Origin of the sequence: Thiohalorhabdus sp. (assembly GCF_046545655.1) — a bacterium.
Lineage (GTDB): Bacteria > Pseudomonadota > Gammaproteobacteria > Thiohalorhabdales > Thiohalorhabdaceae > Thiohalorhabdus.
On record NZ_JBKGZG010000014.1, the window covers coordinates 1 to 24,750 of the forward strand.

The 24,750-nt window shown below is 66.3% G+C and carries 26 protein-coding genes; 1 reads left to right on the forward strand and 25 read right to left on the reverse strand.

Going from position 1 to position 24,750, the window contains the following annotated elements; genetic code table 11:
* Nucleotides 1-39: 39 nt before the first annotated feature.
* The 25 genes from ACLFRB_RS04830 to glp form a co-directional block, all read right to left on the reverse strand.
* The gene (locus tag ACLFRB_RS04830; RefSeq protein WP_411067876.1) at nt 40-420 is read right to left on the reverse strand and encodes a hypothetical protein; all 381 of its coding nucleotides are present in this window, start codon (nt 418-420) and stop codon (nt 40-42) included.
* Nucleotides 421-452: 32 nt separating this feature from the next.
* Nucleotides 453-1,508 (reverse strand): biotin/lipoate A/B protein ligase family protein, encoded by a 1,056-nt coding sequence (locus tag ACLFRB_RS04835; protein WP_411067877.1) that lies wholly within the window; start codon nt 1,506-1,508, stop codon nt 453-455.
* A 16-nt stretch (nt 1,509-1,524) separates the two neighbouring features.
* Nucleotides 1,525-1,944 (reverse strand): hypothetical protein, encoded by a 420-nt coding sequence (locus tag ACLFRB_RS04840; protein ID WP_411067878.1) that lies wholly within the window; start codon nt 1,942-1,944, stop codon nt 1,525-1,527.
* A 134-nt stretch (nt 1,945-2,078) separates the two neighbouring features.
* Nucleotides 2,079-2,993 carry a hypothetical protein gene (locus ACLFRB_RS04845; RefSeq protein WP_411067879.1) on the reverse strand — a complete coding sequence of 305 codons (915 nt, stop codon included), beginning with the start codon at nt 2,991-2,993 and terminating at the stop codon, nt 2,079-2,081.
* Between the two features lie 97 nt (nt 2,994-3,090).
* Nucleotides 3,091-4,410 carry an OmpP1/FadL family transporter gene (locus tag ACLFRB_RS04850; RefSeq protein ID WP_411067880.1) on the reverse strand — a complete coding sequence of 440 codons (1,320 nt, stop codon included), beginning with the start codon at nt 4,408-4,410 and terminating at the stop codon, nt 3,091-3,093.
* A 359-nt stretch (nt 4,411-4,769) separates the two neighbouring features.
* Nucleotides 4,770-5,921 carry a radical SAM protein gene (locus ACLFRB_RS04855; RefSeq protein ID WP_411067881.1) on the reverse strand — a complete coding sequence of 384 codons (1,152 nt, stop codon included), beginning with the start codon at nt 5,919-5,921 and terminating at the stop codon, nt 4,770-4,772.
* A 314-nt stretch (nt 5,922-6,235) separates the two neighbouring features.
* A complete protein-coding gene (locus ACLFRB_RS04860) occupies nt 6,236-7,339 on the reverse strand; it encodes an NAD(P)/FAD-dependent oxidoreductase (protein ID WP_411067882.1) in 1,104 nt (367 codons plus the stop codon).
* The gene (locus tag ACLFRB_RS04865; protein ID WP_411067883.1) at nt 7,336-8,451 is read right to left on the reverse strand and encodes a biotin/lipoate A/B protein ligase family protein; all 1,116 of its coding nucleotides are present in this window, start codon (nt 8,449-8,451) and stop codon (nt 7,336-7,338) included. The genes ACLFRB_RS04860 and ACLFRB_RS04865 overlap by 4 nt, the downstream gene beginning before the upstream one ends.
* A 9-nt stretch (nt 8,452-8,460) precedes the next feature.
* Entirely contained in the window at nt 8,461-9,507 is a 1,047-nt protein-coding gene (locus ACLFRB_RS04870; protein ID WP_411067884.1) for a radical SAM protein, read from the reverse strand.
* Between the two features lie 164 nt (nt 9,508-9,671).
* Nucleotides 9,672-10,109 (reverse strand): glycine cleavage system protein GcvH, encoded by a 438-nt coding sequence (gene gcvH, locus ACLFRB_RS04875; RefSeq protein WP_411067885.1) that lies wholly within the window; start codon nt 10,107-10,109, stop codon nt 9,672-9,674.
* A gap of 133 nt (nt 10,110-10,242) precedes the next feature.
* Nucleotides 10,243-10,629: a DsrE family protein gene (locus tag ACLFRB_RS04880; protein ID WP_054965386.1), complete on the reverse strand. Its 387-nt coding sequence runs from the start codon at nt 10,627-10,629 to the stop codon at nt 10,243-10,245.
* Nucleotides 10,630-10,663: 34 nt separating this feature from the next.
* On the reverse strand, nt 10,664-11,110 hold the full coding sequence (locus ACLFRB_RS04885; protein WP_411067886.1) for a glycine cleavage system protein H: 447 nt from the start codon (nt 11,108-11,110) through the stop codon (nt 10,664-10,666).
* Between the two features lie 67 nt (nt 11,111-11,177).
* Nucleotides 11,178-12,092: a CoB--CoM heterodisulfide reductase iron-sulfur subunit B family protein gene (locus tag ACLFRB_RS04890; RefSeq protein WP_411067887.1), complete on the reverse strand. Its 915-nt coding sequence runs from the start codon at nt 12,090-12,092 to the stop codon at nt 11,178-11,180.
* Nucleotides 12,085-12,804, reverse strand: a complete 720-nt coding sequence (locus ACLFRB_RS04895; protein ID WP_411067888.1) for a 4Fe-4S dicluster domain-containing protein — start codon at nt 12,802-12,804, stop codon at nt 12,085-12,087. The genes ACLFRB_RS04890 and ACLFRB_RS04895 overlap by 8 nt, the downstream gene beginning before the upstream one ends.
* A gap of 67 nt (nt 12,805-12,871) precedes the next feature.
* Nucleotides 12,872-13,702: a hypothetical protein gene (locus ACLFRB_RS04900; protein ID WP_411067889.1), complete on the reverse strand. Its 831-nt coding sequence runs from the start codon at nt 13,700-13,702 to the stop codon at nt 12,872-12,874.
* Nucleotides 13,674-14,726 (reverse strand): FAD-dependent oxidoreductase, encoded by a 1,053-nt coding sequence (locus ACLFRB_RS04905; protein ID WP_411067890.1) that lies wholly within the window; start codon nt 14,724-14,726, stop codon nt 13,674-13,676. Before ACLFRB_RS04905 ends, ACLFRB_RS04900 begins: the two co-directional genes overlap by 29 nt.
* On the reverse strand, nt 14,727-16,070 hold the full coding sequence (locus tag ACLFRB_RS04910; protein WP_411067891.1) for a heterodisulfide reductase-related iron-sulfur binding cluster: 1,344 nt from the start codon (nt 16,068-16,070) through the stop codon (nt 14,727-14,729). It lies immediately after the preceding gene.
* 54 nt (nt 16,071-16,124) lie between these two features.
* On the reverse strand, nt 16,125-16,790 hold the full coding sequence (locus ACLFRB_RS04915) for a 4Fe-4S dicluster domain-containing protein (protein ID WP_054965527.1): 666 nt from the start codon (nt 16,788-16,790) through the stop codon (nt 16,125-16,127).
* Nucleotides 16,791-16,963: 173 nt separating this feature from the next.
* Nucleotides 16,964-17,437: a sulfur carrier protein DsrE2 gene (gene dsrE2 / locus ACLFRB_RS04920; RefSeq protein WP_054965379.1), complete on the reverse strand. Its 474-nt coding sequence runs from the start codon at nt 17,435-17,437 to the stop codon at nt 16,964-16,966.
* Nucleotides 17,438-17,500: 63 nt separating this feature from the next.
* A complete protein-coding gene (locus tag ACLFRB_RS04925) occupies nt 17,501-17,731 on the reverse strand; it encodes a sulfurtransferase TusA family protein (protein WP_054965378.1) in 231 nt (76 codons plus the stop codon).
* Nucleotides 17,732-17,860: 129 nt separating this feature from the next.
* Nucleotides 17,861-18,184: a rhodanese-like domain-containing protein gene (locus ACLFRB_RS04930; protein ID WP_411067892.1), complete on the reverse strand. Its 324-nt coding sequence runs from the start codon at nt 18,182-18,184 to the stop codon at nt 17,861-17,863.
* A gap of 92 nt (nt 18,185-18,276) precedes the next feature.
* Complete coding sequence (locus ACLFRB_RS04935) at nt 18,277-19,215, reverse strand: dimethyl sulfoxide reductase anchor subunit family protein (RefSeq protein WP_411067893.1); 939 nt, start codon at nt 19,213-19,215, stop codon at nt 18,277-18,279.
* Between the two features lie 62 nt (nt 19,216-19,277).
* Nucleotides 19,278-19,973, reverse strand: coding sequence for a 4Fe-4S dicluster domain-containing protein (locus ACLFRB_RS04940; RefSeq protein ID WP_411067894.1), 696 nt, complete (start codon nt 19,971-19,973; stop codon nt 19,278-19,280).
* Between the two features lie 35 nt (nt 19,974-20,008).
* On the reverse strand, nt 20,009-22,894 hold the full coding sequence (locus tag ACLFRB_RS04945; protein WP_411067895.1) for a molybdopterin oxidoreductase family protein: 2,886 nt from the start codon (nt 22,892-22,894) through the stop codon (nt 20,009-20,011).
* Entirely contained in the window at nt 22,891-24,123 is a 1,233-nt protein-coding gene (gene glp, locus ACLFRB_RS04950; RefSeq protein WP_411067896.1) for a gephyrin-like molybdotransferase Glp, read from the reverse strand. Before glp ends, ACLFRB_RS04945 begins: the two co-directional genes overlap by 4 nt.
* Nucleotides 24,124-24,424: 301 nt before the next feature.
* Here glp and ACLFRB_RS04955 point away from each other — a divergent pair, with 301 nt between their 5' ends.
* Nucleotides 24,425-24,730, forward strand: coding sequence for a hypothetical protein (locus ACLFRB_RS04955; RefSeq protein ID WP_411067897.1), 306 nt, complete (start codon nt 24,425-24,427; stop codon nt 24,728-24,730).
* The last annotated feature ends 20 nt before the right edge of the window (nt 24,731-24,750 follow it).

Consider the following 24,750-nt stretch of genomic DNA (forward strand, 5'->3'; position numbering starts at 1 on the left):
CTCCTACACCTTGGTTCGGCGGCGGGGCCCGCGCCTACCTCACCACCCCAGCGCCTCCATGAACTCCGGCAGCTTGGCGGTGATCTCGCTCCGCTCGAACAGGCGGTCAGCGCCCTCCGGCCGGACCCGGTCCCAGGTGGCCTTGTCGCCGCCGAAGGCCAGGACGGGCGTGTTGATCATGTACTCCCGGCGGATTCGCTGCAGCTGCTCCACGGGGTCGCCGGCGCCCTGCTCCAGGTCGAGGAGGATGAAGCGGTAGAGCAGGATCTCGTTCCACTCCCCGGCGTCTTCGATGGCGGGGACCACCTCCACCTGCCAGTCCTCCCCGGCCGCCTCCTTGAGCTCGCGGGCGATGGCGTCGTCGGTGGTGACGATGATGAAGCCGGGCTGCAGGCGCCGGCTGATGGTCGGTTGACTCATGGCTGTGCGTCCTCGTTTGGGCCCGACCGGCGCTAGGCACTATCCAGGGCCGGCCGGGCGGCCTCGTGCTCGTCCCGCACGGCGGTGGCCGCCACCGCCTCGGCCCACTCCATCGCCCGCTCGCCCCCCAGCCGGGCGGCGAGCAGGGCCGGGTACGGGGGCAGCCCGGCGCAGGCGGCGCTGCGCGCGGGATCCACTCCTTCGAGGTCGAGGCGGCGGATGCGGCCGTCCTCCGTCTGCACCGTGACCCGGCCCAGGCCCGGAACGCGCCGCTCGGTGAGGAAGGCGTCGCCCTTGAGCTTGATGCCCTCCCGCACCGCCCGGCGGCCCTGGGGCTCCCAGAGCCAGTCCGGGTCCCGCAGCTCCGCGTCGGCCTCGCCCATGGCCCGGGTCTCCGCGGCGGAGCAGGCGTCCGGGGCCACCACCCATCCCAGGGTCCCGGCCACGGCGTGGCGAAAGGCATTTTTCAGGACGTTGGGGGCGGGCGGGGTGGCCACATCGGCCCACGCCCCTATCCCCTCGGCCAGACCGGCGGCCAGAAAGCGCCGGTAGGCCGGCGAGGGGCAGTTCACCGCCGCGGCGAAGCGGGCGGCGGGGAAACGGAGCATAAAGCTGCCCACCAGGACAAGTGCGTTGCCCAGGGTGGCCATGCCGGTTCCGCCGATCTTCCGGCCGCCGCACCACAGGTCGTTGCGGGCCCGGCTCTCCACCGCCAGCCCGAACCGGGCGAAGGTGGCCTCCACCGCGGGCAGCACCCGCCCGTACAGGTCCGTGGGCCGGCCACGCACCCAGTCGCGGGGCACGATGAAGGCGTAGACCCACTGGTCCGGATCCACGTAGACGGCGCCCCCGCCCGTCTCCCGCCGCACCACCTCCAGGCCGGCCGCGCGCCCGGTCATGTCCAGGGAGAGCTCCTCGGCGGCGTCCTGGTGGGGGCCCAGGGAGATGTGGGGCCGATCGGGGCGGACCCAGGCCACGATGGGGGCGTCCCCGGGCGCCATGGCGTGGGCCAGGCCGTGGTAGAAGGCGTGCAGGTCGAAGGGGGCCAGCCGCCCCCCCTCCAGCCAGCGCGCCTCCCCCACCGGCATCCCGCGGGAGCCCGCCTCAGGAGGAGCCGTCGCCGTTCCCCCCGGAGCTCCCGGACTGGTCCTGCTCGTAGAAATACTCGAAGTAGAACTCCCGCCGGTTGATGGCCTGGAGCTGGTCCACTCGGTCGCGCACGCCCTGCCGGATCACGTCCGCGATGGCGTTGCCCTGCTCGCCGTCCAGGATGGTGATGGAGTCGGGCATGTCCTCGTAGACGTCCAGCTGGGTGGCCGGCAGGCCCTCCGGCGGCTGAATGTACATGAGGTAGGAGTCCACCTCGTCGTTCTCGGGGTCCAGCGGGGTCAGGACCACGAAGCCGAAGTAGGCCAGGCGCGCCACCCGGTTGAACTCCTGGATGGTGAGCTTCTGCCCCTTCTGGTACTTGCGCAGCTCGTTCTTCAGCGAGCCGGTGTCCTGGAGCGGGATCGTCTTGGCCATGGGGATCGCCTGCCTTTTAGTTGATTAGCGAGGTCGGATACACGATTTTCCGGGGGCCGCTCCCCCATGTCAAAACGGCGAAAAAAAAGGCCCCGCCATGGGGCGGGGCCTCGATTCTACCAGGATCGGCGCGCCTAGTCGGTGGCCACCTCCCGCAGGGTTTTCTCCGTATCGCCGGGGGCGTCCATGATGTTGGAGAAGGTGGCCATGGTCAGCTCCGGCCACGACAGGGCGATGCGGAAGCGGCCGTGGAGCATGAAGGCCTTGCCGCCCACCACGTAGAGCTCGTAGGGCAGCGCCGCCACGTGCCGCTGGATCAGCTTGGGGTACCAGCTCGGTACGCCCTGGTTTTCGTCGTTCATGGCCACGCCGAACACGGCCATCTTCCGCTCGGGCATCACCACTTCGTAAACCGGAGCAGTCTCCGCCACCCCCTGGTCCAGGTTGGCCCGGACCGCCTCCACGGCGGCGTCGAAGTCGTCGTGCTCGGCCAGCTCGACGTGGTCCTCGAAATACGGCATGAAGGCCATGTAATGGTAGTGCTCCAGTTCGTCCACCTCGCCGCCGAAGGCCTCGCCGGCCTCCTGGCCGATGCCGCCCAGGGCGTCCTGCAGGCGGTCCTCGGCGTCGCGGGCCTCGTCCTGCACCTCGGGATAGGCGTCCTGGAAGTAGGCGTTGTACAGGTAGGTGGGATTCACGTAGCTGATCTCCAGCGAGCCCTTCTCGGACTCGAACACGCCAATCCGCAGCCCCGCCGCAGGAATGGTGTGGCCCTCCCGGGTGGTGGTGGGCCGCTTCTCGATGGCCTCCAGCAGGGCATCGTCAGTGGCCACCACCACCGCGCGGTCCTCCTTGTCCATGGGGTGGTAGCTCCCCACCACCTCGAAGCCCGCCTCGCCAAGGGCGGATTCCACGTCGGAAACCACCTCGCTCACCTCGCCATCGGGCAGGTGGCTCGCCGCCGTGTAGGGGCTCTTGGCTGCCACGGCGGGGAAGGCAGCCAGCGCGCCGGCCACGAGGGCGGCGCTCAGGGTCAGGATCTTACGCATCTTGGATCACCTTCTGCATTCGGTGAGAGCGTTGTGGGGGACGTCTCAAGCATAAAGGGGCGGCCGCAGCCGCCCCCCCGCCCGTTGCCGCAAAGGGCTAGAAGCGGTAGCCGATGTTGATGCCGACGGAGGTCTCCTCCAGGGCGACCTCGGTGCCCGGCATATCGGGATCGTCGTCCGGTGCCGTGCGGGTCACCTCGGGGGCGTACATGAAGTGGCCGCCCAGCTCCCAGTGGCCGTTGAACTTGTAGTTGGCGCCCACGGTGTAGTGGCTCTCCACCACGCCCGGCAGGATCAGGTTGGCCGAGGCGTCCTCATCCTCGATGGGGGACTCGGCGTAGTTGAAGCCGGCCCGCAGGCTCAGATCCGGCGTGGCGTCCCAGCTCACGCCCAGGGCGTAGACCATCTGGTCGTCCCAGCCCGGATCCATGTCCACGTCCTGCCCGCCGGAGGGGGCCTCCACCTTCAGGTCGTCCATGGTCGCGGACCAGTTGATCCACTTGATGTCCGCGGAGACGTCCAGGGTGGTGAGGGGGCTGTACTTGATGCCCAGGGACGCCTGCTGGGGATAGTCCAGGCCCAGCTTGTAGGTGCCGGCCGGTTGCCCCTGGAAGCCATTCCCTTGGTCCTCCCCAATATCCCCCTGGTCCAGGTTGTACTCCAGGTCGGAGAAGGCCTGCTCGCTCTTGTAGGACAGGCCCACGCTGAGCTGCTCGTTGACGTCGTAGAGGGCCCCCAGGCTCAGGCCAAAGCCGAAGGCCTGAGCGCCACGGCTCAGGTCGAAGTTCTGAATTTCCTCTTGATTGCCATCCCCGTCCGCATCCTCAGCCGTTACATGTTGCTTGAAAGCCACGGACTGGTAATCGATGTTGAGGGCCGCGCCCACCTTCAGGCGATCGTCCACCCGGTAGGCCAGGGTGGGCGCCATCTGCCAGAACTGGATGTTGCTGTATCCGCTCCAGTACATCTGATCCGGGTTACCGTCCCCAGTGAGGTCTTGGGCGGTCATTTCGGTTTGCGGATAGTCCACCCCCAGCCCGGAGGTGCCGTACATGCCGCCGCCGAAGTACCAGTCCGACCCGTCCGCGACCGGGGCGGTCCAGCCGATGGAGGGGACTCCATAGGTCTCGGCGTCGCTGTCCACCTTGTCCCCACCCATGGCGGAGAAATCGGTGGAGCGCTCCGGCATGAAGGCTTCCATGGAGAAGTCGGCGCGCTTGCCGATGGCGGCCATGCCGGCGGGGTTGGTGATGGCGGTCATGGCGCTCTTGGGGGCCGCGGTCACCGCTCCGCCCACGGACTTCTGGTAGGAGCCCACGCCGATGAGCTGGTAGCCGTTGGTGGCGTGGGCGGTAGTGGTGAGGCCAATGGCTCCGCACGCCCCGAGGGCGGCGGAGAGAATCCGGTTGGTCCGCATTAGGTGCTTCCTCCCTTTAACGGGTTGCCCGTTGGTGCTCGTACCGGTTGCTCGTGCCAACAACCAGGGACTTTGATACTACACTGTCCGCGGACCCAAAAATCACAAATTTTTATTGTCTGAAAGGCAAGTTAATCCTTTATATCGAAATATACTTATAAATATTGATTTTATAGAATAATTTTGGTTTGCTACCCGTCAAATTTAAGTCTATTACCGTGTATTAATACGGCAATATTAGGGCATACAATTTGCGACTTTCCCCGGAATTAGGCGCCTTCCCTGTCCGTTTGCCCAAAACAATAAAACGGCGGCCCACGGGCCGCCGTTACGCGCTTCCGGCAGGAAAACCGAACGCTCTACTCGTCGTCTTCCTCTTCCAGCTCGAAGCGGTTGCGGATGGGCTCGCCGCTCATCTGCCGGCGGACCAGCTCCACGTCCGTGTCGTCGAGGGCGAAGGGGAAGGAGCGGATGTCGGTCGGGGGGGAGTCCCCGTAGGGCCGGTTGCAGGCGGAGACTTCCTCGTCGTCCTTACCGGGGCAGCCGCTGGTCTGGAAGGGCTTGCCGGAGTTGATGACCCGCTCCAGGTCCTCCTCGGGGTAGCCGAAGTCCACCACGCGGCCGGCCTTGTCGAAGGTCATGTCGGCGTAGTGGCCCCCGCCGTAGTCGATGAGGAAGCGGCCGAGCTGGACGCGGCGCCACTGGTCCTGGGGCACCGGGTCCCAGTCCTCCATGAGGCTGCCCTGCTCGGGGAAGAAGGCGAACATGTGGTTGTGCCCGCCCAGATCCTTGATCCGCTGGGCCATCTCCAGGATTTCCTGCTCGGTCTCGCCCATGCCGCAGATGAGGTGTGCGCCGAACTTCTCGGGGCCGAAGATCTCGGCGGCCCACTCGATGGCGCGCCAGTACTTCTCCCAGCGGTGGGGGGACTTCACGGTCTTGCCGCGGGTCTTCTCGAAGATCTCCGGGGTCACCGCGTCCAGGGCCACGGTGAAGATGTCGGCGCCGTGATCCTTGAACCGCTGGATGTCCTCCTTCCGCAGGGTGGTGGGGTTGGAGAGGATGGACACCGGCACGTGCGGCACCTCGGCCACCCACTTGTCGAGGATGGTGAAGGAGTCCTCGTCGGAGTTGGGGTGGGTGATCATGGAGATGCACATGCGCTGGAAGGCGCCGCCGTCCTTGCCTTCCTTCACCCGCTGGATGACGTCATCCATCTTGGCCGTGGGCCAGTCCACGCGGATGAAGTTGCGGTCGGCGTAGTCCCGGTCCTCCTCCCGGTGACGCGCCAGGCCGCAGTAGGAGCAGTTGGCCCGGCACCCTTCGGGATAGGTGACCAGCAGGTTCAGGCAGTGGGTGCAGCTCGTCCGGTACATCTGCCCGTCCATGAGCCCCAGCGAGATGGCCGCGGCGGTGGACATCTGGACGTATTCCGGCGAGCGCATCTCCGGCGTCTTGGTGAACAGGTCCGGCTTGTAGAACTGAATCGGCGTCGCCGTCGGTTCGCTCATCGGTGCCTCCTCGTGGATCTATCCGGCAGGCCCGGCGGGGGCCCTTTCGGGGCATGCGGTCTTCATACGACGAAAAACTGAATCGGCGAATCGAAACGCAAACTCATTACCACAGAGCTCGCGGAGAGCTCCTGTTTGTCGCGGCCACTGGCCGCTCCCACAAAGGCCCAGCCACCGGGCGGAAGGATCCCGTGGGAGCGGTCCTTGACCGCGACCCTTTGGGCTCGCTGCAAGTCGCGGTCGCGGACCGCTCCCACAAGCCCCGCCTTCTTTACCCGGCCAGCCCAGGGACCCGGGGCGCCTCGGCCTCCTCCCTAGCGGGAAACGGCCTCTTCCGCTCCGGCCGACGCGCTGAAGTACTCGGAGAAGGCGATCCAGCCGCGCCGGTGGGGGGCGTCGCTGGACGCCTCCGGGCGCCCCCAGATGCGCTCCAGCTCCTCCCGCCGCTCCACACCGCGGGACACGGAGGTCTCGAACTGATCGCGCACGTCCTCCTCGAAGTCCTCCAGGGCCTCGGCGTCCCCTTCCTCCAGGTACTCGGCGGCGGCCTTGCCGGCCCGGTCGCCGGAGATCAGCGCCGCGGGGATGCCGGCCCCGGTGATGGGGTGCGTCAGGCCGGCGGCGTCGCCCACCAGCAGGACCGGGCCCGGGTGGACCATGGGCCGCAGCCCGCCCACCGGGATGGAGCCGCCGGTGCGGCCGAGCAGGCGGTCCCCCACCAGGCCCCGCTCCACCAGCTGGGCGATCAGGCCTTCCAGGGGTCCGCCGAGGTCGTCGCCGTAGCGGCGGTCGATGCCCAGGCCCACGTTCGCCACGTCCCCCTTGGGGAAGAACCAGCCGTAGCCGCCGGGGAAGTCCGGCGACAGGTAGATGTCGGTGTCGGCGTAGGCGTCGAGCAGGGGCAGGGTGTGCTGCCGCGTGTGCACGGTCTTCTGCGGGGGCAGGCCGGCCGCCTGGGCCACCGGGGAGTGGGGACCGTCGGCGCCGATCACCACGCGCGCCCCCACCTCGTACTCCCCGTCCGGCCCCTTGAGCCGGGCCACCCGCCCCTTGGCATCCAGCGCCAGCAGGCGGGTCTCCAGGCGCAGCTCGGCGCCCGCCGCCTCCGCCTCGTCGGCCACCGCCCGGTCCAGGTTGCCCCGGTCGATCATCAGGCCGGGGAAGTCGGATTCTTCACGGTGTCCGGAGGGCAGGAAGGTCTTCATGCCCGTGATCTTCTGCACCAGAACGCCCGGCAGGTTGCCGTGCCGCAGCATGGGGTTGGGCAGGAACTCGGCGCACTGCACCGGCTGCCCCACCTCCTTGCGGCGGTCCACGGCCAGCACCCGGCGGCCCGCGGCGGCCGCGGCCCGGGCCGCGGAGCCCCCGCCGGGGCCGAGGCCCACGACGAGGACGTCGTAGGCGGCGGGCGCGCTCATCCCGAGGCCTCCTCGCCGGAGGGACCCCGGGGTTCACCCTCGCCGAGCGGGCCCAGGGCGTCCTTGACCGGGGTCAGGAAGTCCTCGGGCCGCAGGAGGAGCATCTCCACCTCGGAGCGCTCGAAGAAGCCGTGCACGGCCTCCTCCAGACGGGGCATGGGCAGGTTGCGCAGGGCGGACTCCAGGTCGAAGACCATGCGCTTGGGATTGACGAAGAAGTCGCCGCTGTAGGTGACGTGCTTGATCATGCCGCGGTCCGGCTCCACGGCCACCGCCGCCCGCACCAGGCCCCCGTCGCAGCGGTGGGTGGCCTCCACCACCGTGGCGTCCTCGGCCTGCGCCGGGGAATGGAGGTGGATCCACTCCTCGTCCTCGATCTCCCTCAGGGTCTCGGGGAGCTTGTCCTCCTCCATGGCGTTCAGCTCGCCGGGCTCCAGGTGGATCCCCAGCTCCTCGGCGAAGCCCTCGGCGAGGTTGCGCTTCACCTCGTCCCAGCCGATCTCGCGGCCGCCGAGCACCTCCTTGACGGTGGTGAGGCGCTCGCCGATGTCCTTGATCTGGCGCTTGGAGAGCTTCTCGGGGGCCACCCGCAGGGCGCCGAGCATCTTCTCCAGCTCGGCGTCGATGAGGACGGTGCCCTGGAAAACCACGGAGCTGCCGTCGAAGGCCCCGCCGGTGCCGGAGATCTTGCGGCCGTTCACCTCGATGTCGTTGCGGGGGCGGAAGTGGGCGTCCACTCCCACGCGCTGCAGGCCGGTGGCGGCCGCCCGGCAGATCCGGGCGGAGAGCTCCCCCATGTCCCCGGTGCCGAAGAAGGCGCGGTCGAAGTAGAGCTCCCAGCCCAGATGGAGGGGATCGAAGTAGATGGTGCCGCCGCCGGTGATGCGGCGCTGCACGGCGATGCCGTGCTCGGCGCAGAAGTCCTCCCACACCTCGTGGGCCACCTTCTGGTGGTAGCCCACCAGCACGCAGGGCTCGAAGCGCAGGAAGCGGAGGGTGTTGGGCGAGTGGCCCTCCTGGTGGCTCTCCAGGAGCACCTGATCGAGGGCCATGTTTTCCGCCGCGCCCCGCAGGCCGGTGTCGAGGAGCCGCCAGGTGGGACGGTCAGCCACCGGAGCCCCCTACGCCGTCTCGGCCACGGGGAGGATCTCCTCCCCGACAATCACGGAGCAGCAGGAGGGGGTGGTCTTGTGCTGGATGCCCAGGGTGTCGGCGAGCTCCAGCATGCCATCGGAGGGGAAGGCGATGCCGTCGAGGCCGGCCATGACCGCGTAGGTGTCGGTGACCACGCGCTGCTCCCCGCCGGGCCGGGCGCAGCCCAGCAGCACCGGGGTCTGGCCGCCCATGCGCTGGCGGGCGGCCATGAAGAACCGCCCCACCTCGTTGGGATCGGGGGTCTTGAAGGGCCGGTTGCTGGGGGCAAAGTAGGGCTCGGTGACCACCAGGATCAGGGCGTCCGGGCTGTGCCGGGCGATCATCTCCAGGGCGTTGTACTCGCCGAGGAACTCGCCGTAGTGCAGGCCCAGGACGATGTGCGGGACCACCTTCATGTCGGTCTTCACCAGCGCGGCCACGGACTTCTCGAAGTCCTCCACCGGGCGCTTGAGGTGGTAGACCTTCTGCACCGTCTCTTGAGCACCGATGACGTCAAGCATGGCCACGTCCACGCCGGCCGCGTCCATCTCGGCGGCGTAGTCGTCGTCCACCAGGGCGGTGTGCATGGCGATCTGGAAGTGGGGGTACTTGTCCTTAAGCTTCCGGATGGTGGGGAAGAACCGCGGGTAGTCGATGACGTTCTGGTGGTTGGAGCCGCCGGAGAGCAGCATGCCCCGCGCACCGTCAGGGATGAACTCCTCCTCCACCAGCCGCTCCAGCTCCTCGGGCGTCTCGGCCGGCTGCATCCCCTCCAGGACCTTGGCCTTGCAGTGGTCGCACTGCAGCTTGCACTTCGGCCCCGTCACGGAGACGGCGGGAAAGCGGTTCTTGCCGCAGCCGGCGATCTCGTCGGTCTCGAAGTGCTTGAAGGAGGGCACGTAGAAATTGATATTGGGCTCGTCGCCCGCGGGCATGCGGGTGAGGGTCTCCTGCATCTCGCGGATGAGCCCGTGGTCGAGGTCCAGGTCTTCCAGGGCCTCCACCTGTCCAATGGCGGTCTGCCAGTCGAGCATCGTCGGGTCGCCTCTCGGTCCCAAACCATCGGTGTACGGTCGGCCGGCGCGTCCTCGGCCCCCGCCAATGGACTCGCCCGGAGCCCATTGGCGGGACCCGTCCGGGTCCCTGCCGCCCGTCCTTGCGGAGGGCGCGGGGGAAGTGGGCTTCCCCCCGGCGCGGCCTAGCAGCCGTCGAAGCCGTCCGCGTCCATCTTCTTCTCGAACGCGTCCAGGGCCTCCTGGCCGGTCACCAGGTCACTGGAGTCGCCGTCCCAGTCGGCGGGATTCAGCTTGGCCAGCCAGCCGTCGCCGTAGGGATCGCGGTTCACGAGGCTGGGGTCGTTGGCCACCTGGTCGTTGGTGGCGGTGACGTCCCCGGCCACCGGGCTCTTCACCGGACCCACCCACTTGCCGGATTCCACGGTAGCGGCGGACTTGTCCTTCTTGATGGACTTGCCTTCCTTCTTCGGGGTGTAGGCCACCAGATCACCGGCCAGGGCCGCGGCGAAGGCGGTCATCCCGATGGTGACGGTCCCGTCGTCCTCTTTGCGCGCCCAGACGTTGTTCTCGACGTTGTAGTAGAGGTCTTCCGGAATGTTACATCCGCGAACGGTCCCCATCGACAATCCTCCTATACAGGTACGGGGTGAGACCGGCCTTGGCCGGTGTGCTCGAAAGCTACTGCACGCTCTATCTGCTTCCGGCGAGGGGAGGCGGACCGCCCTCCCCGGAAATTCCGTCCGTCCGGCCGGGTCAGAAGGTGATCAGCTTGTCGCAGGACAGGATGAGGTCCGCCAGCCGCCCGGCGTTGGCGACCTCGTCCACCTCGTCGATAAGCTCTCCGGGCTCCAGCTCGTAGCCGGGCAGCGCCGGCTTGCAGCCGATGAGCTCGACGCCCGCCCGCTTGGCCTCCTGCATGAAGGTGTGAATGTATTTCCCACCTTCCATGGCGGTCAAGTTCTCGGGCACCCCCTTCTGAAGGAGCCGCACGCCTTCCATGGTAAAGAAGATCTTGACGTCACAGTCCATGGCCGCGAGCAGGGACCCCAGGTAGAACGGCGTGGCGCAGCGCTGCGGGGTGCTCGGGCCGCTGGTCATCAGGAAGATGACCAGCTGATCCTCGGCCTCATCGAAATCCATTGGCCAACAACCTCTCCTCGGGACCGGCACCCGCTCAGCGGATGTCGCGGTCGCACTCCCAGCCTTCTTCCTTGGCGCGCCGGCAGAACTCCTCGCAGGCGGCGTCTCCAGTCAGCATGCCCTCCAGGGCGGATTCGGCCCCGTTCACCGGCTCCACCACCGCAATGTAAGCCTCGTAGGGCTCCAGGTTGAGGAGAGTCGGATCCTTCATGATCTCCTCGTTGGGCTCCACGATCACGCAGTCGAAGAAGTTGGGTACAGGGCCGGCCCATTTCCCGGATTCGAGGGTAGCGATCGGCTTGCTGGCCGGCCGCCGGGTCCCCGGCTTGCGCACCCGGGCATGGAGAATCTTGCCGGCGATGGACTGGGAGTAGTCGGTCATGCCCACGGTGAGGTTGCCGTCCTCCTCACGGCGGGCCCAGATCTGGAAGTCCGGATCGTAGTAGAGCTCCGGACGGATCTCGCAACCGTTGCACTCCATGGCCGCCCTCTAAAGACGCGAAAAGCGGGGACCTGTGCAGGTTCCCCGCCTTCCGGATTTCCAGGACTTACGCGACGCCTTTTTCCTTCAGGAGATCCATGGAGTCGCTGATGTTCTCATGGATGCCGAGCTTGCGCGGCGAAAGTCCCATGGCGAGACCGAGCAGCTGGGTGAAGTAGATGATCTTCACGTTGGTCTCGATGCCGAACTCCTTCTCCGCCCGGATCTGGTGCATCTCCAGGCCGGAGTGGCAGGTGGGGCACTCGGTGGCGATCACCTCGGCGCCGGCGTCCTCGGCGGCCTGCAGCAGGTTCAGGACCAGCTGGGTGGAGGTGTCGGCGTCGGAGAGGGTGTGGGCCCCGCCGCAACAGGCGGTCTTCAGGGGGTACTCCACGTTCACGGCGCCGGCGGCCTCCAGGAGGTCGTCCATGAAGTGCGGCCGGTAGGAGGACTCGCTGCCCGGACCCTGGTCCTTCTCGGGGAAGATCTGCCGCGGCCGGGTGTACATGCAGCCGTAGTAGTTGGCGATCTTGATCCCGTTGAGGGATTTCTTGATCTTCTGCTTCATGCCCTCGGGGCCGAGCTCCTCCATGAACCACTCGAGGGCGTGCACGGTGCGCACGTCGCCGTTGTAGACCGGGTCATCGGACTTCTTCGCGAGGTCCTGGACCGTCTCCATGGTCTCGGCGTCGGTGGCGGTCTCGTACTCGGCCTTCTTGAGGTTGTGGTAGCAGCCGTTGCACGGGGCCATCACGGTGTCGTAGCCCTGCTGCTCCGCGGCGATGGCCATGACCCGGGAAGACATGTAGGTCTGCAGCATGGGATGGACGTTCTTGGCCTCCATGGCGCCGCAGCAGCTCCAGTCGGAGACCTCCTCCATCTCCAGGCCGAGCGCCTTCACCAGGGCCTTGGTGGACTTATCGTAAGGGCCGCCGGAGCCCTCCAGGGCGCAGCCCGGATAGTAAGCGACTTTATTAGGCATGCTGCCTGGCCTCCTTCTGCTCCCGGATGTACTCGCGCAGAACCTCACCGGTCTTGCCCCAGGACTTGGTCTTCGGCTTGAACACCGAGGCCATGCCCATGTGCATGAGGTGGGTTAAGGGCAGGTGCTTCACCATGCGCTTGCCCATCTCCACGATCCATTCCTGGAACAGGGACTGGTTGGTCTTCTTGTAGAAATTCTGCAGCACTTCACCGTCCTCGATGCGGCCGCGCTCGAGGATCTGCTCGGTGAACTCCTCGTCGAACAGGGTGGAGTACGTGGTGTCGGTGTACCCGTTCTCCTCCAGCCAGTGCGCGGTGGCCTTCATCACGCCCTCGGGACGCACGTCCTTGGGGCAGATGTTGGTGCACTTGTTGCAGGACACGCACTGCCAGATGATGTCCTTGTCCTTGAGAAGCTCGTCCTTCAGGCCCAGGTTGATCAGGTAGATCCAGTACCGGGGATTGAAGTCGGTGTTGAGCGCGTACACGGTGCAGGAGTTGGTGCAGGAGCCGCACTGCCAGCACCGGTGCACGTTCTCCGCCTGCGGCTGGGCCGCGATCTCCTTGCGGAAGCTCTCATCGTAGTCCGTGAGGTACCGCGGGCGGATCATGGTGTTCCAATGGCCGGAGACGTCCACACCGTCAACGGTGAGGTCCTCCTCCTCCATTATGTTTTCGGCATCGATCAGAGACTTTTCATGAATCGCCATTGCTGACTCCTAGCCAGGCCATCATCCGGTGCGTAGGCCAAAGAAGCGCCCGTGGATGGAAACCCCTTCAGCCCTCGGTCTCGCCCTTCAGGCGCGACCGTCCCTTGAGGCGCTGCTCATCGATTCCCAACAGCTTGCGCACGTGCTCGCTGGGGTCCTCGCTGTTCCCGCCGAAGTCGGTCCGCAGCATGCCCTCCGCCATGGCCTTGATGTACTGCGCGTACACCTGGGCCAGCAGCAGATCGGCCATCAGATCGAGGTCCCGGTAGAAGGCCTGGGCCTCCAGCTGCTCCTTCACCCAGTCCCGCAGGGTGAGGAAGACCCCGGGCTCGCCGCCCGTCGGCAGCCGTTCGATCTGATCGCTGTGCGGGACCAGCTCCCGCAGGGCCCCCGAGTCGGTGTTCACGTCCCAGACCCAGCGGGTCATGAGCGGATACCGCTCGGGGTCGTAGAAATGGAGGAGGTCGGCGGCCAGGTCGCGCCGGGCGCGACAGGCCTTCCCCTCGCAGGGGAGGGCCTCGACGAAGGCCTCCATCCGTTCCTCCAGGTCCCCCTTGCCGTGCAGCAGCTCCCCCACCAGGGAGCGGAAATCAGCGACCTCCATCTCCCGCAGGTGGGGCGCGAGGCGCCGGCGGGCGGAAAACACCCGCTCCAGGACGGTGTCGCGCGCCTCCTCGTCCAGCTGGGAGAGGGCCTCGGGGGCGAGCAGCCTGCCGAACAGCTCGCTCTTCATCTTGAGGGCGGCGACATAGCGCTCCACGCCGCCATCCGCCTCAAGGTTGTCGAAGAGCTGCTGGAGGGCCTGCTCGCAGCGCTGGGGGCTGAGCTCAACCCCCAGCTCCGAGGGCTCCAGGTTCTCCCCGGACCCCTTAGCTTGCCTTCTTCTCAGCCACGCCATTGATGGTCGCTACCGCGCGCAGGGCCGCGGATTGGCCCTCAGCGACGCTGCTGTCGATGTCATTGGGGCCGGTGGCCGCGCCAGCAACGAACACGCCTTCGCGGGTCGTACCCTGCGTGTTGGTGTACATCTCCGCGCGGGCGATGTAGCCGTGCTGCTCCAGGCCGATGCCGAAGGTCTTGGAGATCTCCGGATTGTCGTCCTGCGGGTCCATGCCGATGGCGTGCACCACCATGTCGAACGGGATAATGATGGGCCGCTTGACCAGGGTGTCCTCGCCCTTCACCAGCAGGCGGCCGTCCTCGGAGGTGGTCACCTCGGCGATGCGGGCCTTGACGAACTTGGTCTTAAACTCTTCCTGGGACTTCCAGTAGAACTTGTCCTCGTACAGGCCGAAGGTGCGGATGTCCATGTAGTAGATGTAGACATCCGTCTCCGGGGACAGCTCCTTAATCTCCATGGCCAGGTTGCAGGAGACCGTGCAGCAGATCTTGGAGCACCACTCGCGCCCGATCTGCCGGTCCCGGGAGCCCACGCACAGGAGGATGGCCACCCGCTCGGGCACGCGCCCGTCGGAGGGGCACTTCACCTCGCCGCGGCCCACCATCTGCTCAACCTGGGTGGTGGTCACCACGTCCTCATACATCCCGAAGCCCCACTCCGGCTTGTTGATGGAGTCGAAGTGGGTGAAGCCGGTGCCGAGGACCACAGCGCCCGCGTCCACGGAATCGCCGTTGGACAGCTTGGCGGTGAAACTGCCGGGCTCGCCGTCGAACTGCTCCACCATGGTGGAGGTGTACACGGTCACGTTGGAGTCGTCCTCCACCCGCTTGACCATGCGCCCGATGGCGTCCTTGGCCCACTCCCCGCTGGGGACCAGCTTCGCGTAGCCGGAAAGGATGGGGGCGCCCCCGAGGATGTCTTCCTTCTCCACCAGGGCGACCTTCTTACCGGCGGTGGAGGCGGCGTGCGCCGCCGCCAGGCCAGCCGGACCGCCACCTACGACAAGAACGGTGTCGGACATTTAGTTCGTTCCTCCGTACGCCAGTTCGGGGTTATAGAGATACTCGATGTTGCCCTTCTCCACTTCCTTGAGGTAGGCCTCGAAGTTGGCCTTGGCGTCCGCCCAGGAGATGCCCATCTTCTCGACGAGCTCCTCCACGGGGGAGGCGTGCCACTGCAGCTGCACGATCTTGAACGGATCGGCGCCGCAGGCCAGGGCGGCCAGCTGGACCTCGGCCATGATCGGCACCTGATAGGGCTGGTTGTGCGCCTTACCGATCCACTGGTTCTTGTCCATGGTGGTAATGCAGCCCGTATCGTTGCCGAGCATCACGTCGGCCTGGGCCTCCTCCTGCGCGACCTTGATCTTCCGGTCGATGGTGAAGGACCGGGTGAACTCGCGCTCGGAGATGATGTGGCGGAAGCCGAAGCCGCAGCAGTCGTACCAGGTGGAGTAGTCGATCACCTGGGCCCCGAGGGCCTGAGCCATGGCGGTCCCGATCGCGGTGCGGTTGCCGCCCAGGACGTTGGGGTCGTAGACCGCGTCCTCGTGGATCATCTTGTAGTAGTGGCAGGCGACGTGCATGGTCACCCGGATGTTGCTCATGTCGATGGTCTGCAGCTCCGAGGCGATGCGGTTCCGCATCACGTGCACCCACTCGGAGTAGTGGACCACCTCTTCCGGGATCACCAGCTTGCCGTCCACGGTCCGGCCCAGCTTGTCGAGGATCTTGGTGACCTTCTCGCGCAGCTCGGCGGACTCGATCAGGTACTTGCGGATCTCCTTGTAGTTGCCGAAGGAGGTGCCGCAATGCACCAGGGGATAGAAATAGCCGTCGTCGTAACCGTGCTGCTTGCCGGAGACGTAGGCCTGGTGGAAGTTGCGCAGGAACACCGCCGCGAGAGACTCCACGTTGCCGATGCCGGAGCCGTGGTAGTTCCAGGCGGTGCAGCTGGTCTGGTCGGTCTCGTCCAGGTAGTCCTTGCCCGGCTCGAAACCGAGGTTGTTCATGAGCCACAGCAGGCTGGCCGGGTATCCCGGGATGTTGCCGCACTGGCCGCAGGACTTGTGGTGCCAGAGCTGCTTGGTGGGGATCCGCTTGTTCCAGCCGTAGAGGGTCTCCACGTCGATGGGCTCGTGCTCGTCCTTGATGCGGTGGACAATGATCTCACCGTCCTTCTCGAGCTCCCACATGTGCTCGCGGATGTCGTCCACCCGCTCCTCGTTCTGGTACCGGCGCTTGTCCACCTCCTTGCGGACCCACTCCGTGGCCGCCTGCGCCTCTTGCGGGGACAGGTCGGTGGGCTGGAAGAAGGATCCGTGCCCGGCGATGCCACCCTGATCGGGAGTATTGTGATCGGCCATGATTGCTCTCCTATATATTCGGAAGCAGCTGCTCGGAGCGAAGGCTGACCGGGATCAGTCCTCTTCCTGCTCCTCCAGCCAGTCCTCGTAGTCCTCACGCTTCTCGTCGATGAAATCCTCGATCACGTCGTAGAGGTTCTCATCCATCGTCTCCAGGGAGGAAAGCACGCCCGTCATCTCCCAGATGGTGTACATCTCGACGGAGGTCTTGAGGCTCACCTCCCAGGCCGTCTCCACGGTCTGCAGGGTCTTGACCGGGATGGCGTTGCGGAGGGTCTGCAGATCCCCCTCGACCTTCTGGATGTTCGGGCCCCAGTCGGGGAACGCATCCGGCTGAATCATGTCGGGGGAGAGCTGGTTGCCGGTGGTGATGAGCTTGAGCATCACCCGCCCGAAGGGCCGCAGCACCTGCTTGGCGGACTCGAAGCCGTGCTTGATGGCCACCTCGCGCATGATCATGACCAGACCGCCCGGGCTGTTGCGGAAGGGACACCGCGCCGCGCAGGTCATGCACTGGGCGCACGCCCAGATCTTTTCCTGCATGGCGTTGTAGACCTGCTCCACGTTCTCCGTCCACAGCAGCTGGACGATCTCCCGCGGGGAATAGTCATAGAAGTGCGCGGAGGGGCAAGTGGCGGTGCAAATGCCGCAGTTCAGGCAACCGTTTAGCTCGTGGTCATAACGGAAGTCCTGGGTGATCTCGTTGAATATATCCTGCATCTCGGCGTAGGTTGCCATCGCCTCCACTCCTGTTCGTGGTGATCCTCCAGCCGGATTCCGCCCGCGCGGGGGACGGAAGCCCGACCATTCCGGTCGGGCTTACCTCCGCCTTCTGGCTTCGATTCCCGGACGAATCGGCGAGTTCCCAGACGAATTGTAGTCCTCAGCCCCGGCTAGATAAACAGGGAAATATCGGACTCGCCCGCGAACTCGAAGAAGGTCGCCGCCCCGCCGTAATCGATGCCGTCGATAAAATCTCCCGGATTATAATCGAAGAGATCGACGGTCATCTGGCAGGCAATCATGGTGACCTCGGCCTCCTGGCAAAGATCGCGGAGATCCTCCAGGCTGGCCACCCCCTTTGACTTCATCTTCTTCTTCATCATGGAGGTCGCCATGGACTCCATGCCCGGCAGAACCTGCACCAGGTTCGGGATGGGCATGGGCATCGGCATGGCCGGGTTGCCCAGCGGGCTGACCTTGATGTCCTTGATGTCCTTCTTCAGGAGATTGAGCCCGTAGAAGGTGAAAAAGATCTGCGTCTCGTAGCCAAGCGCGGCCGCGGTGGACGCCAGAATGAAGGGCGGATAGGCCCAGTCCAGCGTACCCTTGGTCGCGATGATGGCGAGCTTCTTTTCTTCGGCCATAGCAGGGTTCCCCTCCCCTAAATACAAAAAAAGAGAGCGCCAATAGCGCCCCCTTCGCTCGCGTTACGCCTTCTTCAGGAAGAAGGTGTACTCGCCGTTGTTCTCGCTATGCTCCAGCAGCTCGTCGCCGGACTGGGAGGCATAGGCTTCGAAGTCCTTCACGGCGCCCGGATCGGTGGCCACGATCTTGAGGACCTCGCCCGAGGACATGTCCTTCAGGGCCTTCTTGGTCCGCAGGATCGGCAGCGGACAGTTCAGACCGCGGGCGTCCAGTTCCTGATTCGCTTCCGGCATTCGCCATCCCTCCTGGTGAAAGCGTTGTGCCCTAAATGCCCGTGAGAATGGGCCAGGTGTATCCAACAGGCAACGCAAATCTTTTGATAAAAGAATAAGGGGGGTTTATTTGTCCCCTTATAACGCTTCTTATGCCTCTTGCGGCGTGGTAATCGGGTACTGGCGGGCCCACCCCTGGATCCCGCCCACCAGGTTGTACACCTCCTGGAAACCGTTCTGCAGGAGGTAGTAGCCCACCTGGGCCGACCGCGCGCCGCTCGCGCAGTACACCACTACCGGGCGGGCCGGGTCCAGCTCCCCGGACCGCACCGGAATCAGGTGCATGGGAATATGGACCATTCCGGGGATCACCCCCCGCTGCACCTCGCCGTCATTCCGAACGTCCACCAGCTGCGGTGACTCCCCGGACCACTCCTGGAGCTCCTGCGGGGAGATCTCGCGCAAAGATCCCATAGGTGCATCCACCCTTCATTCGAGATTCGGAAGGTTACCAAATTCTGATGCTGAGACCGCACAAGGGCCCCGGGAATTCCCGGGGCCCTTGATCAGGTGGCCTGAGCGCCGTGGTAGAGGTTCACCACGTGGCGGGCCTCGGCGAAGAAGAGCCACCGCTCCATGGCCGCCCCCGCCAGGGATGAGATCGCGGCCACCCACATCGCGGCGCTTCCGGGGGCCTCCGCCGCCGGCCACAGCAGGACCAGGGGGAGGATGTAGGCGAAGACGTACACCCCCACCTTCAGCGCCTTTGTCAGCGCCGGCGACGCCTGGTAGCCGAACTCGTGGGTCAGAAAGGTCCCGTAGCTGTGGCCGGGATCCAGGATCTGCACCTTGGCCCGGGTGAACCCGGTGGCGGTGTTGATGGTGGGGCCCGCGGGCTGGGCCATCCAGAAGTAGTAGACCGACTTGACCACCGCCGCGAGCAGGATCAGGGCCGCCGCGAGGGCGATCATGCTTCCCACCGGGCTCAGCTCGGCGAGCCCCAGGGCGTAGAGCAGGAGGATGCCGGTCATGAGCGCCTTGGTTATGTAGTTCACCGGCACCAGCGGGCTGGACCACTGGCGGATGGTCTTGAGGCTGGCGTAGATCATGCCCGTGGAGAACAGCGTGACCAGCCCTAGCAGGAAGGCCACCAGGCCGAAGAACAGCGCCCATCCCGGCGTGGTGCCGCCGCCCACGTAGACCCCAAGCAAGTACAACAGGAAGAAGGGGTAGAAAAGGACAGCGAACACGCCCTCCCGGGACAGCCAGGAGGTCCGGAAGCGACTGAAGGACCGCCAGGCGTTCTTGGGGTTGGCCAGGTGGGCGGTTGAGGCCAGCAGCCCCACCGAGATCAGGACGAAGGCCAGCCCGCCGGCGGCCAGCAGGCTGTCCCGGTCGAGCCCCCCGCCGAGGCCGAACAGGTCGAACAGGATGGCCAGCATGATGAGGCCGAACCCCGCCCCGGAGGCGACCGTGAACAGAATCACCGAGAATGCCGGTTTCATGGCTCCCTATGGCTCCTTGACTGCAGTCCGTCGGTTCGCGCTGGCGCCGCGCGGGCCTTCCGCTAGCGGTTGACCACCTTGTTGGTCCATTCCTTGACCTTGTCCGAGGCCTTGGGCTTGGGCAGGTCGTCGGTGGGAATGGGCCGGGTGGAGCGCGGCGGCAGGTACTGGTTGGTGGGCTCGTAGCCGAGCTCCGGCATCAGGGAGTAGCCGCCGCGGCGCCGCACGGTCTCCCCCACCTCCGATTCCGGATCCTCGAGGTCGCCGAACATGCGGGCGTGGGCGGGGCAGGCCAGGACGCAGGCCGGCTGCCGCTCGCGCTCCTCGAGCTCCTCGTCGTAGATGCGGTCCACGCAGAGGGTGCACTTCTTCATGGTCCCGCTGGACTCGTCCAGCTCGCGGGCGCCGTAGGGGCAGGCCCAGGAGCACAGGTTGCAGCCCATGCATTTGTCCTGGTCCACCAGCACGATGCCGTCCTCTTCCCGCTTGATGGAGGCCCCGGTGGGGCACACCGTCACGCACTCGGCGTTCTCGCAGTGCAGGCAGGACATGGGAAAGTTGACGGTCTTGTTCTCCGGATACTCCCCCACCTCGAAGTGGCGGATGCGGTTGAACCACACGCCGGAGGGCTCGGCCCCGTACGGATCGTAGTCCGACAGGGGGCCGGTGACCCCCGAGGCGTTCCACTCCTTGCAGGCGGTGGCGCAGGCGTGGCAGCCCACGCAGGTATCCAGATCTATGACCAATCCGAGTTTCATCACGCGCTCCTTGCTCGGCCCTGGCGGCGGCTTGGTTACTTCCGGCCCCGGGTGTCGTACCGGAGCACCTCGGGACGCTCCGGCTCACCCGGGAAGGGCTTGATCCCGGGAAATTCGGGCCACACGCCTTCTTCCCCGGAGGCGGCCGGGGAGATCTTCACCCGGAGGTCGAACCACGCCGCCTGGCCCGTAATGGGGTCGGAGTTGGTGATGCGCCGCTCGCCCATCTTCTCCGGCAGCAGCTCCGAGATCAGATGGTTCATGAGGAAGCCCTCGTTGGACTCGGCGGCGTTCGGCTTCAGCCCCCAGGAGCCCTTCTGCTTGCCGATGGCGTTGTAGGTCCACACCGTGGTGGGCTCGGTGCCCTCCATGTGCTTCACCTGGCAGCGGATCTTGCCGTGGTGGCTCTCCACCCAGGCCCACCCCTTGTCCGGGATGCCGAGCTGCTCGGCGCGCTCCCGGTTCATGTAGAGGTAGTTCTTGGCCAGGATCTGGCGTTGCCACGCGTTCTGGGAGTCCCAGGAGTGGTACATGATCATGGGCCGCTGGGTCAGGGCGAAGAACGGGTACTCGTCGTCCTCCACGCGCTGCTGCTCCAGCGGCTTGTACCAGAAGGGCAGCGGGTCGAAGTAGCTCTTGAGACGCTCGCGATCCACCGGGTCCTCGGGCTTCGGCCCCTCGTAGACGCCCTCGCCCGCCAGCCGGAACCGCTGCAGCGGCTCGGAGTAGAAGTTCATCACCACCGGCTCGCTGGAGCCGAGGTAGCCGGACTCCTTGGCGAACTCCAGGTAGTCCTTGTTCCAGCCCTTGTAGAACCGCATGTGCTCGGGCAGGTGGTAGGCGAAGAAGGACTGGTTCTCCAGGTACTTCTCCCACTGGTTGGGGTTCGGCTCGCCCACCAAGGACTTCTCGCCGCTCTTGCCCCGCCAGCCCGACAGGAAGCCGATGCCCGGCGCCTTCTCGAAGTTGACGATGAAGTCCTTGTAATCCTTGAACTTTGGCTCACCATCCTCGTTGGTGAACGCCGGCAGCTTCAGCCGGGAAGCCAGGTCCACCAGCACGTCCTGGAAGGCCCGCACATCCCGGTCCGGCTCGATCACCGGGTGGCGAATGGCATCCGCCGGCCCGTCCGGCTCCGAGATGGGCCGGTCGAGCATGGAGATGCAGTCGTAGCGCTCGAAATAGGTGGTATCCGGCAGCACCAGGTCGGAGTAGTTGACCATCTCCGAATGGAAGGCGTCCGAGACCACCACGAACGGGATGCGGTACTCGCCGTCGTCCTTCTTGGCGGTGAGCATCTCCATGACGCCCTGGGTGTTCATGGTCGAGTTCCACGACATGTTCGCCATGAACGTCATGAAGGTGTCGATGGGATACGGGTCCTCGTTGTAGGCGTTGGTGAGGACCATGTGCATCATGCCGTGGGCGGCCAGCGGCGCCTCCCAGGTGTACGCCTTGTCGATGCGCAGGGGCTTGCCGTCGCCGTCGAACAGCAGATCCTCCGGCGCGGTGGGCTGGCCCAGCGGCGGGCCGGCCAGGGGCGTGTCCGGCGCGAGGGCCTTCTCCACGTCGCCGCCCATGGGCTTCATGGCCGGCGGCACCTGCTTGGGGAACGGCGGCTTGGAGCGGAACCCGCCGGGGACGTCCACGGTGCCCAGCAGCATCTGCAGGAAGTGGATGGAGCGGCAGGTCTGGAAGCCGTTGGAGTGGGCGGAGATGCCGCGCATGGCGTGCATGGACACCGGCCGGCCGATGAACTTGTCCTGCTTGCGCCCGGCCCAGTCGGTCCATTCGCAATCGATCTCGATGGTCTCCCGGAAGGCCACGTGGGCCATCTCCAGGGCGATCTGCTCGATGCGCTCGGCGTCGATGCCGGTAATCTCGGCGGCCCGCTCCGGGCTGTACTCGTCGGAGAGGTAGCGCTCGGCCATGAGGGTCATGGCGGTCTTCACCCGCTCGCCCTTGGGCCCGGTGTACTCGCCGAACAAGGCTGGGGCGATGTCGGTGCCGGTGGCGTCGGCGAAGCCGCCGCTGTTCTGGTCCCAGACCTGCGGATTGCCGTTGTCGTCCCGCAGGAACAGGCCGTGGTCCGAGGCGCCCTCGTTGTCGATCACCAGGTACGGGGCGTTGGTGTAACGGACCAGGTACTCCCAGTCGAACAGCTCGCGCTCCAGCAGGACGTGCACCATGGACAGGGCCAGCATGGCGTCGGTGCCCGGCCGGATGCCCACCCACTCGTCGGCGATGGCGGCGTAGCCGGTGCGTACCGGGTTGATGGCCACGAACTTGGCCCCGCGGCGCTTGATCTTCTCCAGGCCGATCTTGATGGGGTTGGAGTCGTGGTCCTCGGCCACTCCCCACATCAGGAAGTACTTGGTGCGGTCCCAGTCGGGGCTGCCGAACTCCCAGAAGGGGGCGCCGGTGGTGTAGATGCCGCCGGCGGCCATGTTCACCGAGCAGAAGCCGCCGTGGGCGGCGAAGTTCGGCGTGCCGAACTGGGTGGCCCACAGGCCGGTGAGGGCCTGCATCTGGTCGCGGCCGGTGAAGAAGGCGAGCTTGCGAGGGTCGCTGGAGCGGATCTTCTCCAGGCGCTCCGAGAGCATGCCCAGGGCCTCCTCCCAGGAGATCTCCTGGAACTCCCCGGAGCCGCGCTCGGCGCCCGGCTTGCGCAGCAGGGGCTTCTGGAGCTTTGCGGGGGAGTACTGCTTCATGATCCCCGAGGAGCCCTTGCCGCAGAGCACGCCCTGGTTGGTGGGATGGTCGGGGTTGCCCTTCAGGTAGCGGAGCTTGTTGTCCTCTACATACACCTTCACCCCGCACCGGCAGGCGCACATATAGCAGGTGGTGTACTTCACCTCCTGCTTGGAGTGATCCTCGTAATGGTCAGGATCCGAGTAATACGTCAGTCCGCTCGCAGTCATTCTTCGCCCCTCGATTGCGGCTCGCCGAAACTGCACCATTCGCTGCCGGGCTCCACCACCACCGCCTCTCCGGTCCGGAAGCCGTGACTGCCCGCATCCACAACGATGTATGCGTGCGCGCGGCTCATCCCCCAGATCATTCCCGAGCCCTGCCGGGACAGGGGGATGGCCGCCAGTTGCCCGCCGCTCCATTCCAGGCGGGCGCGAAGGAATTCGGTCCGGCCGGCTTTCTCCCGTTGATATCCCGCTCCGGCCACGGCATTGATCCGCACCGGCGCGGGCCTGCCGCCCATCCAGTGGATCAGGGCCGGTCGCACGAACTGCTGATAGGTAATGAGGGCGGAGACGGGATTGCCCGGCATGCCGAAGAAGTAGGCCCGGCCCAGGCGGCCGAAGGCGAAGGGCTTGCCGGGCTTGATGGCCACCTTCCAGAAGCCGATCTCCCCCTTCTCCCCCAGAACCGCCTTCACGTGGTCAAATTCACCCACGGACACCCCGCCGCTGGTGAGGACCATGTCGTGCTCCGCGGCCTGCTCCAGGGCACCGCGCAGCGCCTCCATCTGGTCCGGCACCCGCCCGCCGTCCACCGCCTCCACCCCGAGCTGACGGAGCATGGCCAGGAGCGCGAAGCGGTTGGAGTCGTAGATCTCGCCCGGCCCCACGGGCTCCCCGGGGTCGCGCAGCTCGGAGCCCGTGGACAGCACCAGCACCCGCGGCCGGCGGGCCACCCGCACCGCGCCGATGCCGGCGGTGGCCAGGGCGGAGATCAGCGCCGGCGAGACCCGCTCGCCCGGCCCCGCCAGACCCGCCCCCGGTGCGATATCCTCCCCGGCCAGGCGGATGTTGGCCCCCGGTGACGGCCCCTCGGCGAACCGAGCCCGGCCCTCGTCCGCCTCCACCTTCTCCTGCATGACCACCGCATCCGCGCCGGCAGGAAGGGCCGCGCCTGTCATGATGCGGGCGCAGGTCCCCTCGGGCAGCGCACGGGGATCGTCCCCCGCCGCGACGGTGAAGGCGACCGGCAGCTCGCCGCCGGCCTCGCCGAGGTCCGCCGCGCGCAGGGCGTAGCCGTCCATGGCCGAATTGTCGAAGGCCGGGCTCCCCACCCGCGCCCGGGGGGACTCGGCGAGATACCGGCCCGCCGCCTCGGCGGTGGGCACCACCTCCACCTCGTCGACGGGGCGAATGGCCTCCAGGACCCGGTTGCGGGCTTCTTCCACGGCCAGCATGTTCGGTCTCCGCGTGCGGCATCGAACCGCAGATTCCCGGCGGCGGCAAGGGAAAGGGCCGTCAGACCGGGATTTTTGAGAGGGGGCAATGTTGGCGATTGCCCTGCCCACTAGCAAGGCAGTAATTTTAATTCAGCGATCAAGGCCCTTTATTTGCCGGCCCCCGACCCCCGTGCTAGCTTGGCCACGCTCTTAAAATCCGCCCGTGGATTGTAAGGCATCCGGGCGAGACCCCAAACCGTTAGGCAGGCGCTACCCCAGCCCACGATCACGAGGGCACGTTACCCCAGGAGGAACGACGGTGGACCGCAGCGAATTCCAGGAAAACACCCGGATCACGGTTACCTACAAGGACCGTAACGGCAAGCTCCGCCCCGGGAACTTCTACGTCTACAAGCTGTTCGATGATTTCATGATCGTCCGGTCCACGGACAACGACGGCCTGTTCCGCAAGATGCCTTATGAAGAGGTGGTCAAGCTCGTCAAGACCAAGAAGGCCGACCGTTCGCACCTCTTCACCCTGCCCGACGAAATGCTCGAAGAGCGGGTATGGAAGGACCGGGATACCATGTTCCATTACGCCAGCGCGCCGGGCCGGGGCAAGTAACCCCGGATACCGGTCCCGGG